The following is a 15,282-nucleotide window of genomic DNA, read 5'->3' as shown; positions in this document are numbered from 1 at the left end:
ATTTCATCAATCTCCCCTCATTTTATGCCTTGAATAATGCCTATATTGAGCTGAAACTGAGGTTAAGTCGTTTCATCACTTGCCAGTGTCTAGTTACTGTAATAACCTAATTATGATCTCATTATTAATAGTTTGATAACTCTGAGAAAATCATCCTGTCTATATATTTTGTCAACTTCACCACTCGGAAATAATAATTCACAAAATATTGAGTGACTAATGCCCAGACGATGGCACAATAGAAAAGTAATTATTTAGTAGGAACATTAATGAAAGTTTTTTTTACCTTGGTATTTATTGTACTAAGCGCTAGTAGTTTCGCTACCGAGCAGGCAGAGCAATTATTCAATCAGTTAAAGCCATCGCTTTATCAAATAAAGTTAATTGATAAAGCCAGTGGCGAGAAATCCTCCATAGGCTCAGGCTTTCAAATCAGTAAAGATGGTATTATTGCCACTAATTACCATGTTATTTCTAGCTATGCTCTGCACCCAAAAAAATATCGCATTGAGTATTTAGATAACTTGGGTAACAAAGGCAATTTAACTTTGCAAAGTGTTGATGTTATTAACGACCTTGCATTAGTACGACGCGATATTGAACAAGAAATGGCTTTTTTCGAGCTCTCAAAAACAGCTCCTCATAAAGGTGAGCAGTTATTCTCATTAGGTAATCCACATGATTTGGGAATGATTGTTGTACCCGGCACATACAATGGCTTGAAAAAAGAATCCTTTAACGAAAAAATTCATTTCACCGGTTCAATTAACTCAGGCATGAGTGGCGGCCCTGTCGTAAATAAGGCTGCTGAAGTGGTTGGTGTTAACGTAGCAACCTCAGGTAATTCGATTGGATTTTTGGTACCACATGATAAATTAGTGACGTTATACCAAGCTTTTTTACAAGCTCCACCTAGTTCGATAGAAGAGCAAATGGCTCAGCAATTAACAGCCAATCAAGACAAGATGATGACTGAAATTCTCAATAGCCCTTGGCAAGCTAAACAATTGGGTAAACAAGCAGCAATCCCTATTATTGATGTTCCTTTTATCCGGTGTTGGGGTGACTCAAACGCAGATAAAGTCGATGCGCTTATTTTAACCGCCGTTGCTAACTGTTCACTAGATGAAAACACTTATCTATCTTCACATTTTTTTACCGGCTCAATGGAGATTGAATTTCGCACCATGCAAGCGAAAGAGATTGGCGCCAATAAGTTTTATCATTTATACCAACAACAAATATCTCGTGCAGGCGCAGGTAACAGAGCTGGTAAAGATAATGTTACCGAATACCAGTGTCACCACGACTTAGTTATGCCTGATAATAAAGCTATAAATAACAAAAGCATTTTTTGTACTCGAGCCTATAAAAAATTTCCTAGCTTATATGATGTCCTTTACTTAAGTGCTTCTGTAGACAAAGACAAGCAAGCACTAGTGAGTCACTTCACTATTGCCGGTGTTAACCAAGCCAATGCTTTAGCCTTTACACGTAAATTTATGGAGGCTGTGTCATGGAAATAGATAGCATAGAATTAAACGACTTAGAGGTGGAAAGCTCAAATACTAAAGCCATACCAACTGACATCATAATTGAAGAAGTCAGTAAAGGTCACAAACTCTTACATCGGCATAAATTAAACAAAGATAAAATTCACATAGGTCGTGATTATCACAACGATATTATTATCTCTGATCCGCATCTTTGCCCAAGTCATATTAGTATCGAGTTTATTGATGGTGATTGGCGTATTATCGATCACCAAACCATTAATGGCTCTTTCGTTGAAAATCCCAAGCAGAAAAAGCATGATGCTAATCAACATATAGTGAACGATGGCGATATTATCAGTATAGGTAAGAGCCAGTTACGTATCTTATTTACCGATCATAAAGTCGCTCCAACGCTGGCTTTTAGTCCATTTGAAAGCTTTATTGAATTAATGCGACATCCAATAGCATTGTTTTTAAGTATTAGTTTATTTGCACTTATTGCCGGAGGCATGTTTTATTTAAATAAGCCAATCGAAGTCAATTTCAGTCAGTTATTAGTGCCCGCTATTGGTATGGCACTTGGGTTTGCTTTGTGGCCTGCTGGCGTATCTTTGGTATCACATTTAAGTAAACACGATGCCAGAATAATGGCTCAACTTGGAGTAAGCTTCGCGTTCTTTAACATTATGTGGTTTAGCGATGTTTTAGAAAGTGTTGCAACTTTTAATAGTGCCAGTAATTCTTTATTGCCCTTGGTCACTACGCTTATCTCTGTTGCACTCGCTTTTAGCCTATTTTGGTTAAATGGTTATATCGGTTTTCATATGAGTGCTAGACGCCGAATAATAGTAGCTGCCAGTATCACTACCTTACTCTTTGGCGGAAGCTACTTAGTTCAATACTCTAATAAACCTGAGTTTAATCCAAGACCAAAATACGACGCCACAATTATGATGCCAAGCTTTTTACTTGCACCTAGCAGTAGTGTTGATGACTTTATTGAAGATACTAGTAAGCTGTTTGATAAAACCAGTAAAAAGGCACTAGAAGAATAAGAGGCAAATCATCCAATAAAAAAGGCGGTAGATGTTATCTACCGCCTTTTTTATTAATAATATCAACTCAATGCATACTGCTTATGGGCGAGGAATAAAACCTACCGCATCATAAACAGACGTTAACACTTTGCTTGCTCTTTCAGAGGCTTTTTCTGCGCCACTTCTCATCACTTGCTCAAGAAAGGCCTGATCTTCACGATATTGATGATATTTAGTTTGAATAGGCTCAAGCATTGCAACAACTGCATTCGCAACATCACCTTTTAAATGCCCATACATTTTATCTTCATATTCAGGTACCAAGCTCTCAATAGATTTACCTGTAGTACATGACAATAAAGAAAGTAAGTTAGATACACCTGGCTTTTCTTCCAAGTTATAGTAGATACGCGCTTGCTCGTCTGAATCTGTCACTGCACGTTTGATTTTTTTAGCCACTTTTTTCGGATCTTCAAGCAAGCCAATAAAGTTACCTGGATTGGTATCAGACTTCGACATTTTTTTAGTCGGTTCAAGTAAGCTCATCACTCGAGCGCCATGCTGTGGAATAAATGGATCTGGCACGGTAAAAATATCACCATAAAGATTGTTAAAGCGTGTGGCAATATCGCGAGATAACTCTAAGTGTTGCTTTTGATCATCACCAACGGGCACGCTATCAGCGCGGTATAACAAAATATCAGCCGCCATTAACACCGGATAAGTAAACAAGCCTGAGTTCATATTGGCTTCAGATTTTTGTGACTTATCTTTATATTGAGTCATGCGATTTAACTCACCCATTTGGGTATAACAATTTAGCACCCAGCTTAATTGCGCATGCTCTGGCACATGAGATTGAATAAAAATAGTGCTTTGCTCTGGGTCAACTCCACAGGCTAAGTACAGGGCTAATCCATCTAATGTCGCTTTACGTAAATCTTCCGCTTTCGGACGTACAGTAATCGCATGTTGGTCTACCAGCATGTAATAACATTCATGGCTAGACTGCATATTGACCCATTGTTTTAATGCGCCTAAATAATTACCAATGGTTAACTCGCCTGATGGCTGGCAGCCACTTAATACAATAGGTTTACTCATAACTTTCCTTTAAACGGTATGTCTTATCTAAAACTTTAAAATGTGCGATTAACTATTTAGCAACAGTGGCTAATTGTGCGCGCATTTCATCAATGGCGGCTTTATAATCGGCTTGAGAAAAAATTGCACTACCGGCAACAAACATATCTGCACCCGCGGCCGCAATTTCAGCAATATTACTGGCTTTCACGCCACCATCTACTTCTAAGCGTATATCTCGACCACTTTGATTAATTTTTTCTTTTACTAAGCGTAATTTATCTAGCGTGGTGGGTATAAAAGATTGCCCACCAAAACCTGGGTTCACTGACATCAACAAAATAACGTCGAGTTTATCCATAACAAAATCTAAACAGTGCAAAGGTGTTGCCGGGTTTAATACTAAACCCGCTTTACAACCATGATCCTTAATCAACTGTAAAGTGCGATCAATATGATCACTCGCTTCTGGATGAAAAGTAATAATATCAGCCCCTGCTTTAGCAAATTCAGGGATCAGACTATCAACAGGCTTCACCATCAAATGAACATCAATGGGGGCGGTTATGCCATAGTCACGTAATGACTTACAGATCATTGGCCCAAATGTTAAGTTAGGTACAAAGTGATTATCCATAACGTCAAAATGGACAACATCTGCGCCAGCAGATAATACCTTAGCGACATCATCGCCCAATCGAGCAAAATCTGCAGATAAAATAGAAGGTGCAATTAAAAAAGAAGACATCACTTTTGCTCAATAAGAAAATATGCGCGTATTATACCCAAGACCTCACTAAATGCGAGCATGGCATAATACAAATAAATAACCGACGCGATGCACCAAGTTCGTACAAACCACTTTTCATTGCACCAGCATGGCGTGCAAAAAATAACCTGCGCTTTAGTAGTGCAAAAAGCAGAAACAATAAACAACTGAAAATAAACAACTATTTCAACATATGATATTCAGCATTCATACAGGCACTATCTTTGCTAAATAATAATCAGGATTAAAATTAATAATAAAATAAAGAGAGACTTATGAAAAAATCATTACTAAGCATCGCACTAACTTCACTTTTAGCCACTAGTGCTTTTGTTTCTACTTCTGCTTCTGCAGTTGAAGGACTTAGCGCTAACGCAGCTGTAACTTCTAACTACTTATGGCGTGGTCTAGAACAAACTAATGGTAAAGCCGCTGTTTCTGGTGGTATCGATTATGCTGCTGATTCAGGTTTTTATGTGGGTACTTGGGCATCAAATGCTGACTGGGCTGACGGTATGACTTACGAGTTAGACTTCTACGGTGGTTTTGGTGGCGACATCAATGATGACCTTTCTTACGATGTTGGCTTTATTTATTACGCATACCCTGATGAAACATCTGGTGATGCTGACTTTTCAGAAGTATACGGTAGCTTAACATTCAAATCTTTAACCTTTGGTGTAGCAGTATTAACATCAGGTGAAGGCGCCGATGCTGGTGATACTATTTATGCTAATGTTGATTATGCTATCGATTTAGGTAACGACACAGAAGTAAACTTACACCTTGGTTCATATTCTGGTGACTGGTTAGCTGAAGATTCAATTGATTACGGTGTAAGCATTTCAAAATCAGGCTTTACCTTTGGTGCATCAGCAACTGATTTAGACGACGCAGCTGGCGACGTTAAAGTTTATGTATCATACTCTGTAGATATTGATTTATAAGTAATACAGTTCAATAAACTGTAAAACTAAAACAGGTACAGACATTAAAACGTTAATTGGCTATAATAACGCCGATTAACGTTTTTTTATTTTCTACACCACGAGGCTAACATGTCAAAACGGATGATGACAAAATTGACCACATTTACGCTAGCATTAAGTATTACTTTAGCGGTATCCATTAATATAAGTAACGCTACAGCTAATAAACAAAGCAATTTACTTGCTTCGTGTATGGCTGTCGAATCAAATCTTCCAGTAAATCATAGTAGTCACCCATGTAATGCTACTTACATGCAAAATAAGAGTTGGTTATCTTGGGTTAGCAACGATAAAAAATCTGCTCATTTACATTTCTTAGATTTAGTTGAGCTTTTGCATTATAGTTTTCATTAACAACTTTATAATCATTTGATGATTAGGTGAAACACAATGTCTGAAAATTCTTCTTCAATAACTCGCACTATTAAAAGCGTTGCAGCTGCTTTTTTTGGCGTTCAAAGTAATAAAAATAGAGAGCAAGACTTCTCTCAAGGTAAGTTAAGCCACTTTATTATTGTTGGAATTTTATCGGTTATCGTTTTTATTTGTTGCTTAATAGCTGTGGTTAGTCTGGTTATGCCTGAGGGTTAAGATATAACTCGTTATTACAATCAATGAAAAACTCGCTTTCTTTTCCAAAGTATTAAATTGAATATAAGGCCATCACTTCATCAACTTTAACCCGCTGATGCCCTTTTTGACTAATTGAACGTTGTACTTTTAATACATCAATTTTATCTGCGCTCTTATATAGCTCTTTAGTGAAAGTTACATAATGATTAGAGATAAGTGTAGCTACGCCTTTATTTCGTGCTTTTTTTGCCTCATTTACTAACCTAACTTGCTCAACATCGCCAAATGAATTTCCTGAATATGACGTAAAATTAGAGGTTCGGTTTATTGGTGAGTACGGAGGATCACAGTAGATAACATCGCCTAATTTAGCTTCATCAAAAGCCAGCTTGAAGTCACCTTGTCGAAACTGAGCTTTTTGCGCCTTTTCAGCAAAATGCTCTAACTCTGCTTTCGGAAAATATGGTTTTTTATAGCGGCCAAAAGGTACATTATATCCACCACTTTTGTTGTAACGGCATAAGCCATTATAACCATGCCGATTCATATAAAGAAAAATAAGAGAACGATAAAGTGGATCGGTAGAGCCATTAAACTCTTTTCTTAGTTCATAATAACGTTCTGGGGTATTTTGCTGAGCGGTGAAGTATTTTTCTGCTTCGACAATAAATGAGGAATGTTCTGTTTTTAAAAGGTTAAATAAATTAATTAAATCTGCATTCATATCAATAAGCAGATACTCATCAAAATCCAGATTAAGAAATACAGAACCACCACCAACAAAAGGTTCAATTAACCTTTGTTTACCTTCCATAGGCAAATTTCGGCTAATATGATCAATAAGCTTTTTCTTTCCTCCTGCCCACTTAAGCGCAGAACGCATGTTATTTTTATTCGAACGTTCAGTCACAGCTTATCCCGAAATTTCCATACAACTAAAAAGCACTACATCGATTGACACGGACTGTGCGTTTTGAAGAGGTAGAGTTTTGTTCTTATCGCTGGTATATCTAGGACAATTTAACAATGTATACTGAATTATGTTCATACTACCGCGTTATATTAGTTTTAATATGTAAATGAACAAAACCTTTCTGCTAACTATTTTGTTCATTTATTTCTAACTGCGGATTGTAGCTTGATTTAACGCGCAACGGTATTGATTTCATGCTTAATTATAGATACCGACTTCAAAAAAGCGCCAAGACCTTTTAACTCTTGTGGAAGTTCATTCAATGCAGCCTTAGCTGCTGCTTTATCTGGGAATATTTCAGTGGTTATCACGATAAAGCTATGTTCATTTAATTTTCTTTGATAAGTGTATAATTTCATCGCGCCATGTTGTGCGATAAACTCTTTTTGCCTAGCTAAATGGCTAAAACCAGTTATTTGAACTGCGTAACCTTGCTCTAAATTCAAGTAATAGTCTTTATCAAAAGGTAAGTTAAGTAGATTTATTTCACTAGGCTTTATATTACTTTTCGCCTCAGGAGTAACTTGCGGTACTACTGCCACATCGTCAGTTTTCGTTACAACACTGTCACTATTTTCAAGAGCCTGTTTTTCGATACTGCTTTCGTTTATAGCGAGTGCTTTTAAAATATCTTCATTTTCAGCTTTCAAATTAGGTAACACTTGACTGATATTACTTGCTAAAAGAGCAGTATGAATTTCAGCAACATTAGCTATTTGATTTGGGGTTGAGTCAAGTTCATTGTTTTGCACCGTAAGCTGAGTTGTTTTTATTTCAGGTGCTTTTTCCGGTAAGTTAGAGAGACCAAAACTTTCGTGTTCAACAAGTATTAAAACAATAAAACTAAAAAGGATTACGCTTAGCAAGCTAATAATGCTGATTTTAACCCATGAGTCATTCTTGAATAATTCGGTCTTATTTTTAAAACGTGTGTGATCAAGTGCAAGAACTTGCCCTGTATTCGCATCAACAATACTAGTTTTCTTATCAAAAATACTTTTATTCTTTGCTATTTCTTGGGCTGCTTGCTCTAAACCAAATAACACCACATGGATGTTATGTTGTGTTTTTTTTGCTACATCAACTAACTGGCACAATTCATATTTTATCTGTAGAGATAATGATTGAGCATGCTCTACAATAATGATGATGGTGTCATTAGTTTGTTTGGCTAGACGTGAAAGACTTACCGCCAATGATTGCTCTGGGTCGAATAGGGTATTAGCAAACAACTGTTCGATTAATCGACAGCGCATTTGAATGTCATTTAATTTAGCGGATGCTGCTACGAATGCGACATTATTTTCTTGCTTGCCAGATTCTTGACTTATATTAGCTAAATACTGACGAGATAGTTGTGAATATACCGCAGGTGTATTATCCACCACTAGGGTTAATTGTTTTGAAAATCGTTGTATATAATCAATACGAGCCGTAACACTAATAGCCGCCGTTGGTTTATCAATAGCTGCTACTTTATCACGACTGTTTGTCGGTACACTGAAGATATTTTGATTTGCTCGCGTATTTTCTAGTGCGGACATATTCAACCCTTTCTATAATATTTACTGCTAGATAAATTAGCAGTTAAAAACACTTATAGAATTTGCTGAAGCATCTCCACAGTTACATCATCGCGAATTTCTGATTGGCCAATACTGGTAGGTATTATAAAGCGTAATTTACCACCAATATTTTTCTTATCCCGCTGCATGTGACGAACAAAATCGTCTAAACTCATGCTTTCTGGCGCTAATAATGGTAAATCAAATGCTTTTATAAGTGACTCAATTCGACAAAGTTCTGACACTTCGAGCAAATTCATTGCTACTGCTAACTTAGCAGCAAGTACCATGCCAGTGGCAACTGCTTCACCATGAAGCCAATTACCGTAGCCCTGCTCGGCTTCAATAGCATGTCCGAATGTATGACCTAGATTAAGTAAAGCGCGAACACCAGCTTCGGTTTCATCACAAGCGACGATATCAGCTTTACATTGGCAACACTTTTCAATCATTGTTGATAAAATGTTTTTATCATTTGATTTTATCGCATCAATATTCTCTTCAAGCCAAACAAAGAAGTCTTTGTCACCTAGAATACCGTATTTTATTACTTCAGCCATACCTGCGTTAAATTCTCGTACAGGTAAAGTGGATAAGCTATCTATATCTATAATAACTGCTTTTGGCTGATAAAAAGCACCTATCATGTTTTTACCTAAAGCATGGTTTACTGCCGTTTTGCCGCCTACTGAGGAGTCCACTTGTGATAGCACTGTCGTTGGCACTTGAATAAAATCAATGCCACGCTGATAACAAGCAGCAGCAAAACCAGTAATATCACCAATTACTCCACCACCAAGCGCAATTAATGTGGTATCACGGCCATGTCCATTCGCTAGTAAATGCGACATGATTACTTCAAAATTTGCTAAGCTTTTCTCTGCTTCGCCATCAGGTAGAATTACCTCATCAAGAGTAAATTCAGAAAGTTGATTTTTGATAGCATCAAGATATAAAGGTGCAATAATAGTATTAGTTACAATACAAACGCGTTTACTGCGGATATGCTTAGCGAATAAGGCTGCATTTTCAAACAGCCCTGAATCAATATAGATGGGATAACTACGGGTGCCTAGATCAAGCTGAAGTGTTGGCATAATTATGTACTGCTAGGTAATATGGTAATGGCTAAAAGTCTAAACGCTCAATAATTTTATGCGCTACAACTTTTGCACTTTGATCATCTGTTTTGATTACAACATCGGCAATCTCTTCATAAAGAGGATTACGCTCTAGTGCTAAGTTTTCTAGCACTGTACGTGGTTCTTCTTTAGTTTGTAATAACGGACGACGACGATCACGTTGTGTACGTGCGACTTGTTTATCGATAGTTGTTTCAAGATAAACCACTATACCGCGTGCTGATAATCGATTACGAACTTGATCGCTAATTACAGAGCCGCCACCAGTCGCTAAAACAATACCTTGTTTCTCGCTCAGATCTTCAATAACAGTCTCTTCTCTTTTACGAAATCCTTCTTCGCCTTCAAGATCAAATACCCAAGCAATATCTGCTCCTGTACGACGCTCAATTTCTTGATCAGAATCAAAAAATTCAAGATGTAGCCTGTCAGCAAGCTCACGACCAATAGTACTTTTACCTGCGCCCATAGGGCCAACTAGGAAGATATTTCTTTTTTCTGCCATTAGATTTATTTAATACTCGTTTGTTACGGATCCTATCAAAGATGCTTGTTACAGTGGCTGCCTACAGCTCTTTGACGTTTTAGAGGTCTCCCTCGGGAATTTCAAGGGCGTAATTATCGCAATTGTTGGGGTAAGATTGCAAGTAACATTGTCAGTAAGTAAGGGAAAATCCCCACTTACTGACTAACATATTAATAATTAATACTAAAAATGTTCAGTTACAACTCGCGGAGTTACAAAAATAAGTAACTCTTTTTTCTCATTGTACTGGTTGGTATTTCTAAATAACCAGCCAAAATAAGGAATATCACCAATTACTGGAACTTTAGAAACACTACTAATTATTGACTGTTGATAGATACCACCTAGTACAATAGTTTCACCATTATTCACTAGTACTTGTGTGCCAATTCGCTGTGTATCAATTGCTGGAGCTGTACCGTTTGAAACTTCTGATATGGTATCTTGTGTAACTACTAAGTCTAAGATAATTTTATTGTCAGGAGTTATATGCGGTGTAACCGTCATACTTAATACCGCTTTTTTGAATTGTGTTGCTGTTGCACCACTTGAAGCAGCTTCTTGGTATGGAATTTCTACACCTTGTTCAATATAGGCTTCTTTCTGGTTTGCAGTTGTAATACGCGGGCTAGCAATTATCTCACCTTTATTTTCATTTTCTAAAGCGGTCAACTCAAGATCAAGAATAGTACCGTCAGCTAAGCGAGCAACTTGGAACGCTATTGAACCAGCAGGGTTAGCCACTGGCAAGTTCACATTTAGACGATCTGCAATTGCAGGAAGAATACCTGCTGCTGCAGAATCAGCTCCTTCTAGTGTACCCGAAGTTGCATAATCTCCATCAGTATCGGTTATTCCCCAACGAATCCCCAATTCTTCGCCAATATTATCGCTTACTGTAACCATTCTGGCTTCAATAACCACTTGTCGAACAGGGACATCCAAGATATTAATCATACGCTTAATATCTTCAATACTTTTCGCCGTATCACGTATTAATAATGTATTAGTACGTTCATCAACTGATACCGTACCTCGTGCAGATAAAATACTGGTATCTTCATTTTTAATTAATTCAGCAAACTCGCTAGCTTTTGCATAATTGATCTGTACGTATTCAGAATATAGTGGTGCTAACTCTTCCACTTGCTGCTGAGCTTGTAAATTTTTAGCTTCTCGTGCCGCTAATTCATCACTAGGCGCAACCATTAAAATATTGCCCTGCATGCGTTTATCAAGGCCTTTTACTTTTAAGATGATATCAAGCGCTTGATCCCAAGGTACACCATCTAACCTTAAAGTTATATTACCCGTTACTGTATCACTGGTAATTAAGTTAAATTCATTATAATCCGCGATTATTTGTAAAACAGTTCTGACAGGAATATCTTGGAAGTTAAGTGAAATAGTTCTACCAGTAAAATCTTCACTGTCACCTAAGTAACCCGGCGCTTGTTTTTCTTTTTCTCTAACGGTTAATACAAATAAATTATCTTGTTGCTTATGAGAAAACTCAAAATGGGAATTTACATCAATAACTAATCTAGCATTACGACCATCTTTAAAAGTTTCAATGCCTGTTACTATGGTACCAAAATCAGTAACGTCTAATTTATAGAGTAAGTCTTCAATTATTTCAGTGTTGTGAAACTCAACATTCACCTTACCTAATTTGTCGTTCACATCAACAGCCACCATATTGTCTTCTAGGTAGACTAAAACTTCAGCTGCATTATGCTCTCCTAAACGGAAATCTAAGGATTTGACATTATTAATAAATTGCTCGCCTGCAGGGCTTAAAGATTCAACAATTTGAGCCGAATCTCCATAATTAAAAGTGATTGAAAATTCTTTTTCATTTAAAGCGACATCAAATACGGCAAGCTTTTCAAGATTAATTAATGCAACAACTTTACCTGAGGTATCATCTACCGCGATTGTGGTGATACCAGCGTGATTAACTAAAGTTTCTTTAACATTTTCATTATAAGAGTTTGCGTTAAAGCTAACTTCAACATAAGCAGGATCCATTGACGTTTGTACGGCTGGTAAGGCAGATATATTTTCGGAAAACTCAAAGACCAATTCAATTTGATCATCTTGAATCGTGTTGTATGAAATTCCTAAAAGCTTACTATTTTCTGCCTGCTCGGCTTTAACACTATATGATGTAGAAACCAGAGCTAACAGGATTAAACCAAACAACAAAAATAATTGATTGTAAGCAACTCCAGTAAAGTTTTTATAATTTTTCATTTTATTAAATAGCATTATTATTTCCTTTACCCTTGAGAATCTGTTTGAGCAATTTTCATCGTGGTTTCTCTTTCCACCCAACAACCAGCACCATCAGGTGTTAATTCTTTTACTTTCACGCTTCTGGCACTCACTTCTGTAATCTCACCATTAAATAAACCAAGATAACTTCCTTTTGACACTCGATGTAGTGTCTGATCTGATGCTTCAACTAAGGCCCAAAGCACACCATCATCACCCATAGTTCCACGCATAGTTAAATCACCTAAAGCAAATTTTTCTAGTGGTTGTTTTCGGCGACGTGGGTCTGGACTTAAACATCCTGACATTTGTTGTATTTTTTGTTGAATAACTTCTGGCTTAGGTAGCACAAACGGGCTACGTAGCTCATGAGCCGAATAATCAAAATGGTTAAAAGGGTGAACTTCTGGCATAGGATCAATTTGACTCGTTGTGGTCGACTTCACCTGCTCCATATGAGCAACGAGATCACTCGTATCGTCAAAACAACCACTAATAAAAACTAGAACAAATAAAACTACTATTCTCATTTTATTTCAGCTCCCTGATATCGATATGTTTTAGCTTCAAGCTTCAAGTTTAGCACTTCTGCGCCAACTGCAGTAATATCGATAGTGAAGTCATGCAAGGTAACAATACGAGGTAAACCCGCTATTTTACTCACAAAATTACCAAACGAATGATATGAGCCATTCACTTCTATATCAATGGGCAACTCAATATATATTTCTTTGCTTATTTCTGGTTGCCATTCGAGTTTAACGAAATCTAAACCGCTTGTGGTACCGATAAAGGTAATATCATCAAGTAAACCTGGAGTTTCATGGCTATTGGGTAAACTTCGTAATTGGTTTGCAAAAATATCTTCCGCTTCAATCATTTGCGCTCTAAACAATTCTAAATTTGCCGCTACATGATATTTAGAACGATAAGATGTTTTTAATGTTTGTTCTTCACCTTCAACACGTTCAAGTTGATCTATTTTACCACTCACTAAACCTACGTAACCTAACCCCATAACCACAATGGCAAGAAATATAGTAAGGACAAGTTTTGCTGCCGGTGGCCATTGACCAATATTATCTAACTCAAGGTTTTCAAATTGCGAAGCATCAAATTTCATTTTCCAGCTCCTTTTGGTACATTAGCAAGTGCCGCATCAGGATCGTTTACTAAGCCTTTAATTTTCACTTTCATCTTGAAGTTACTCAGTAGCTTAGGGGAGCCATCATCTGAAGTAATCGACTCTGGTGTTGCGTCAGTGAACAAATCTGATAATTCTATTGCCCTGATCATATTTGCTAAATGGTTATTTGATTCGCTTTTACCCATAATCTCAATAGTATTACCCTGTTTATTTAATTGGGTAATGTAAATGCCATTAGGTATAATTTTTGCTATTTCATCGAGAACCTGTGTACCGACATTTCGACTACGTTGTAACTGTTCAACAACATCGATACGCTTCTGTAGCTCTTCTTTTTTCTTATTTAAGGTTTTTATTTCAGCGATTTGAATGTCGAGTTTTTGAATTTCATTTTTCAAAAATTGATTACGAGCTACTTGACCATCAACCCGAGCTTGAAAATATAAGTTAACAGTAAATACTAGGGCGAATGCACATAAACAAACAGCAGCTAATATAGTAAAAAATTCTTTTTGTTTGGCTTTGAGTGCTTCTTCGCGCCAAGGAAGCAGGTTTATATATGCCATGGCGTAAAACTCCTTAATGCTAAGCCTGTTGCAACCATGAGTTGTGAAGCAACTTTAACAAGCTCTTCTTCATCAACCGTCTTAGCTATTTCCATGTCATTAAATGGGTTAGCTATTATAGTGTGTATGCCGAGTTCATCTGTTAGTAGTTTTTCTATACCTTCAATTGCCGCAGAGCCACCTGAAATGACTAAATAGTCGACTTTATCGACACCACTTGAAGTCAAAAACATTTGAATTGCGCGGCGTATTTGTTGCATTAATATGGTATGAAAAGGAGCTAAAACTTCAAAGGTATAGTTGGGTGGCAAGTCATTGTTTATTTTTGCGACTTCAGCATCTTCAAAAGATTTATTGTAATAAGATACGATTGAGCGAGTATACTGCTCGCCACCAAACATTTGATCTCGACTATAGACATGTTTTCCAGCTTTCGTGGCTGAAAACAGTGTCATCGTCGCACCAATATCAACAATGGCAACCATTTTGTCAGCTGCATCATCAGGTAATTGTGATAAACACAGATCATGTGATCTACTGACAGCATATGATTCAACATCGATAACTTTGGCATGAAAATCGCCAGATTCTAATGCAGCTACTCTAGCCTCTATTGATTCAGTACGGGCAGCACTTAAAAGAACATTAACTTTACTCGGATCCGATTCATTTACATCAAGGGTTTCAAAGTCTAGACTAACTTCATCCAAAGGGTAGGGAATTAAACTATCGGCTTCAATTTCAATCTGGCTGGCGAGCTCATCTTCACTTAACGCGACATCCATATAAATTATTTTGGTTATAACCGTTTGGCCTGATACTGCAGCTGCAGCCTCTTTGGCTTTCATTGAAATATTTTGGCGAATCTTAGCAATAACATTACCGACAGCTTCAATATCTTGAATTTCACGGTCAATAACAGCACCACGAGTCATTGGTTCAATAGCATAGTCTTCTAAAATATAGCCATTACTGCCCTGGCTGAGTAAAACCGCTTTAACAGCATGGGAGCCAATATCAATCCCTACCATCATGGTGGTTTTCTTTTTCCATAGATTATCTAGCATAACAACCCACTAAATTATATTGTTATAATTATTTTAGACATGTTTTTCACATAAATACATTTATTACATGGT

At 37.0% G+C, this 15,282-nt stretch carries 16 protein-coding genes; 5 read left to right on the top strand and 11 right to left on the bottom strand.

Annotation, left to right across the window (positions count from 1 at the left end; all coding sequences use genetic code 11):
- The first annotated feature begins 269 nt into the window (after positions 1–269).
- Both AC27IF_RS00830 and AC27IF_RS00825 read left to right on the top strand, forming a co-directional pair.
- Positions 270–1,526: a S1 family peptidase gene (locus tag AC27IF_RS00830; RefSeq protein ID WP_487051224.1), complete on the top strand. Its 1,257-nt coding sequence runs from the start codon at positions 270–272 to the stop codon at positions 1,524–1,526.
- Positions 1,517–2,551: an FHA domain-containing protein gene (locus AC27IF_RS00825; protein ID WP_487051222.1), complete on the top strand. Its 1,035-nt coding sequence runs from the start codon at positions 1,517–1,519 to the stop codon at positions 2,549–2,551. Before AC27IF_RS00830 ends, AC27IF_RS00825 begins: the two co-directional genes overlap by 10 nt.
- Before the next feature lie 81 nt (positions 2,552–2,632).
- Here AC27IF_RS00825 and trpS read toward each other — a convergent pair whose 3' ends face one another.
- Entirely contained in the window at positions 2,633–3,637 is a 1,005-nt protein-coding gene (gene trpS, locus AC27IF_RS00820; protein ID WP_487051220.1) for a tryptophan--tRNA ligase, read from the bottom strand.
- Between the two features lie 52 nt (positions 3,638–3,689).
- Entirely contained in the window at positions 3,690–4,364 is a 675-nt protein-coding gene (gene rpe / locus AC27IF_RS00815; protein WP_487051218.1) for a ribulose-phosphate 3-epimerase, read from the bottom strand.
- 296 nt (positions 4,365–4,660) lie between these two features.
- On the opposite strand from rpe, the gene AC27IF_RS00810 reads away from it, so the two are divergent.
- From AC27IF_RS00810 to AC27IF_RS00800, 3 genes are all read left to right on the top strand, one after another.
- Positions 4,661–5,332 carry a TorF family putative porin gene (locus tag AC27IF_RS00810; RefSeq protein ID WP_487051216.1) on the top strand — a complete coding sequence of 224 codons (672 nt, stop codon included), beginning with the start codon at positions 4,661–4,663 and terminating at the stop codon, positions 5,330–5,332.
- Between the two features lie 111 nt (positions 5,333–5,443).
- The gene (locus AC27IF_RS00805) at positions 5,444–5,728 is read left to right on the top strand and encodes a hypothetical protein (RefSeq protein WP_487051214.1); all 285 of its coding nucleotides are present in this window, start codon (positions 5,444–5,446) and stop codon (positions 5,726–5,728) included.
- 36 nt (positions 5,729–5,764) lie between these two features.
- Complete coding sequence (locus AC27IF_RS00800) at positions 5,765–5,965, top strand: DUF2970 domain-containing protein (RefSeq protein ID WP_487051212.1); 201 nt, start codon at positions 5,765–5,767, stop codon at positions 5,963–5,965.
- A gap of 52 nt (positions 5,966–6,017) precedes the next feature.
- Here the strand turns inward: AC27IF_RS00800 and AC27IF_RS00795 are convergent, their stop codons facing one another.
- From AC27IF_RS00795 to AC27IF_RS00755, 9 genes are all read right to left on the bottom strand, one after another.
- A complete protein-coding gene (locus AC27IF_RS00795; protein WP_487052197.1) occupies positions 6,018–6,830 on the bottom strand; it encodes a Dam family site-specific DNA-(adenine-N6)-methyltransferase in 813 nt (270 codons plus the stop codon).
- A gap of 260 nt (positions 6,831–7,090) precedes the next feature.
- Positions 7,091–8,464, bottom strand: a complete 1,374-nt coding sequence (locus tag AC27IF_RS00790; RefSeq protein WP_487051210.1) for an SPOR domain-containing protein — start codon at positions 8,462–8,464, stop codon at positions 7,091–7,093.
- Between the two features lie 53 nt (positions 8,465–8,517).
- Positions 8,518–9,582: a 3-dehydroquinate synthase gene (gene aroB, locus AC27IF_RS00785; protein ID WP_487051208.1), complete on the bottom strand. Its 1,065-nt coding sequence runs from the start codon at positions 9,580–9,582 to the stop codon at positions 8,518–8,520.
- 31 nt (positions 9,583–9,613) lie between these two features.
- Positions 9,614–10,132: a shikimate kinase AroK gene (aroK, locus tag AC27IF_RS00780; protein WP_487051206.1), complete on the bottom strand. Its 519-nt coding sequence runs from the start codon at positions 10,130–10,132 to the stop codon at positions 9,614–9,616.
- Between the two features lie 204 nt (positions 10,133–10,336).
- Positions 10,337–12,424 (bottom strand): type IV pilus secretin PilQ, encoded by a 2,088-nt coding sequence (locus AC27IF_RS00775; RefSeq protein WP_487051204.1) that lies wholly within the window; start codon positions 12,422–12,424, stop codon positions 10,337–10,339.
- 11 nt (positions 12,425–12,435) lie between these two features.
- Entirely contained in the window at positions 12,436–12,960 is a 525-nt protein-coding gene (locus tag AC27IF_RS00770) for a pilus assembly protein PilP (protein WP_487051202.1), read from the bottom strand.
- Positions 12,957–13,553 carry a type IV pilus inner membrane component PilO gene (locus AC27IF_RS00765; RefSeq protein WP_487051200.1) on the bottom strand — a complete coding sequence of 199 codons (597 nt, stop codon included), beginning with the start codon at positions 13,551–13,553 and terminating at the stop codon, positions 12,957–12,959. The genes AC27IF_RS00770 and AC27IF_RS00765 overlap by 4 nt, the downstream gene beginning before the upstream one ends.
- A complete protein-coding gene (locus tag AC27IF_RS00760) occupies positions 13,550–14,143 on the bottom strand; it encodes a PilN domain-containing protein (protein WP_487051198.1) in 594 nt (197 codons plus the stop codon). The genes AC27IF_RS00765 and AC27IF_RS00760 overlap by 4 nt, the downstream gene beginning before the upstream one ends.
- Entirely contained in the window at positions 14,131–15,210 is a 1,080-nt protein-coding gene (locus AC27IF_RS00755) for a pilus assembly protein PilM (protein WP_487051196.1), read from the bottom strand. Before AC27IF_RS00755 ends, AC27IF_RS00760 begins: the two co-directional genes overlap by 13 nt.
- Between the last annotated feature and the right edge of the window lie 72 nt (positions 15,211–15,282).

Source organism: Colwellia sp. KS18-150, assembly GCF_057551365.1.
Note: the sequence above shows the minus strand (reverse complement) of the source record. Positions and strands in the feature narration are given on the sequence as shown.

Bases quoted from the DNA above. Each gene is read 5' to 3' on its own strand.
- AC27IF_RS00825 (WP_487051222.1), top strand. From the start codon at position 1,517: ATGGAAATAGATAGCATAGAATTAAACGACTTAGAGGTGGAAAGCTCA.
- AC27IF_RS00790 (WP_487051210.1), bottom strand. From the start codon at position 8,464: ATGTCCGCACTAGAAAATACGCGAGCAAATCAAAATATCTTCAGTGTA.
- aroK (WP_487051206.1), bottom strand. From the start codon at position 10,132: ATGGCAGAAAAAAGAAATATCTTCCTAGTTGGCCCTATGGGCGCAGGT.
- AC27IF_RS00795 (WP_487052197.1), bottom strand. From the start codon at position 6,830: ATGCGTTCTGCGCTTAAGTGGGCAGGAGGAAAGAAAAAGCTTATTGAT.
- AC27IF_RS00805 (WP_487051214.1), top strand. From the start codon at position 5,444: ATGTCAAAACGGATGATGACAAAATTGACCACATTTACGCTAGCATTA.
- AC27IF_RS00770 (WP_487051202.1), bottom strand. From the start codon at position 12,960: ATGAGAATAGTAGTTTTATTTGTTCTAGTTTTTATTAGTGGTTGTTTT.
- rpe (WP_487051218.1), bottom strand. From the start codon at position 4,364: ATGTCTTCTTTTTTAATTGCACCTTCTATTTTATCTGCAGATTTTGCT.
- AC27IF_RS00830 (WP_487051224.1), top strand. From the start codon at position 270: ATGAAAGTTTTTTTTACCTTGGTATTTATTGTACTAAGCGCTAGTAGT.
- AC27IF_RS00755 (WP_487051196.1), bottom strand. From the start codon at position 15,210: ATGCTAGATAATCTATGGAAAAAGAAAACCACCATGATGGTAGGGATT.
- AC27IF_RS00810 (WP_487051216.1), top strand. From the start codon at position 4,661: ATGAAAAAATCATTACTAAGCATCGCACTAACTTCACTTTTAGCCACT.
- AC27IF_RS00760 (WP_487051198.1), bottom strand. From the start codon at position 14,143: ATGGCATATATAAACCTGCTTCCTTGGCGCGAAGAAGCACTCAAAGCC.
- AC27IF_RS00775 (WP_487051204.1), bottom strand. From the start codon at position 12,424: ATGCTATTTAATAAAATGAAAAATTATAAAAACTTTACTGGAGTTGCT.
- AC27IF_RS00800 (WP_487051212.1), top strand. From the start codon at position 5,765: ATGTCTGAAAATTCTTCTTCAATAACTCGCACTATTAAAAGCGTTGCA.
- AC27IF_RS00765 (WP_487051200.1), bottom strand. From the start codon at position 13,553: ATGAAATTTGATGCTTCGCAATTTGAAAACCTTGAGTTAGATAATATT.
- trpS (WP_487051220.1), bottom strand. From the start codon at position 3,637: ATGAGTAAACCTATTGTATTAAGTGGCTGCCAGCCATCAGGCGAGTTA.
- aroB (WP_487051208.1), bottom strand. From the start codon at position 9,582: ATGCCAACACTTCAGCTTGATCTAGGCACCCGTAGTTATCCCATCTAT.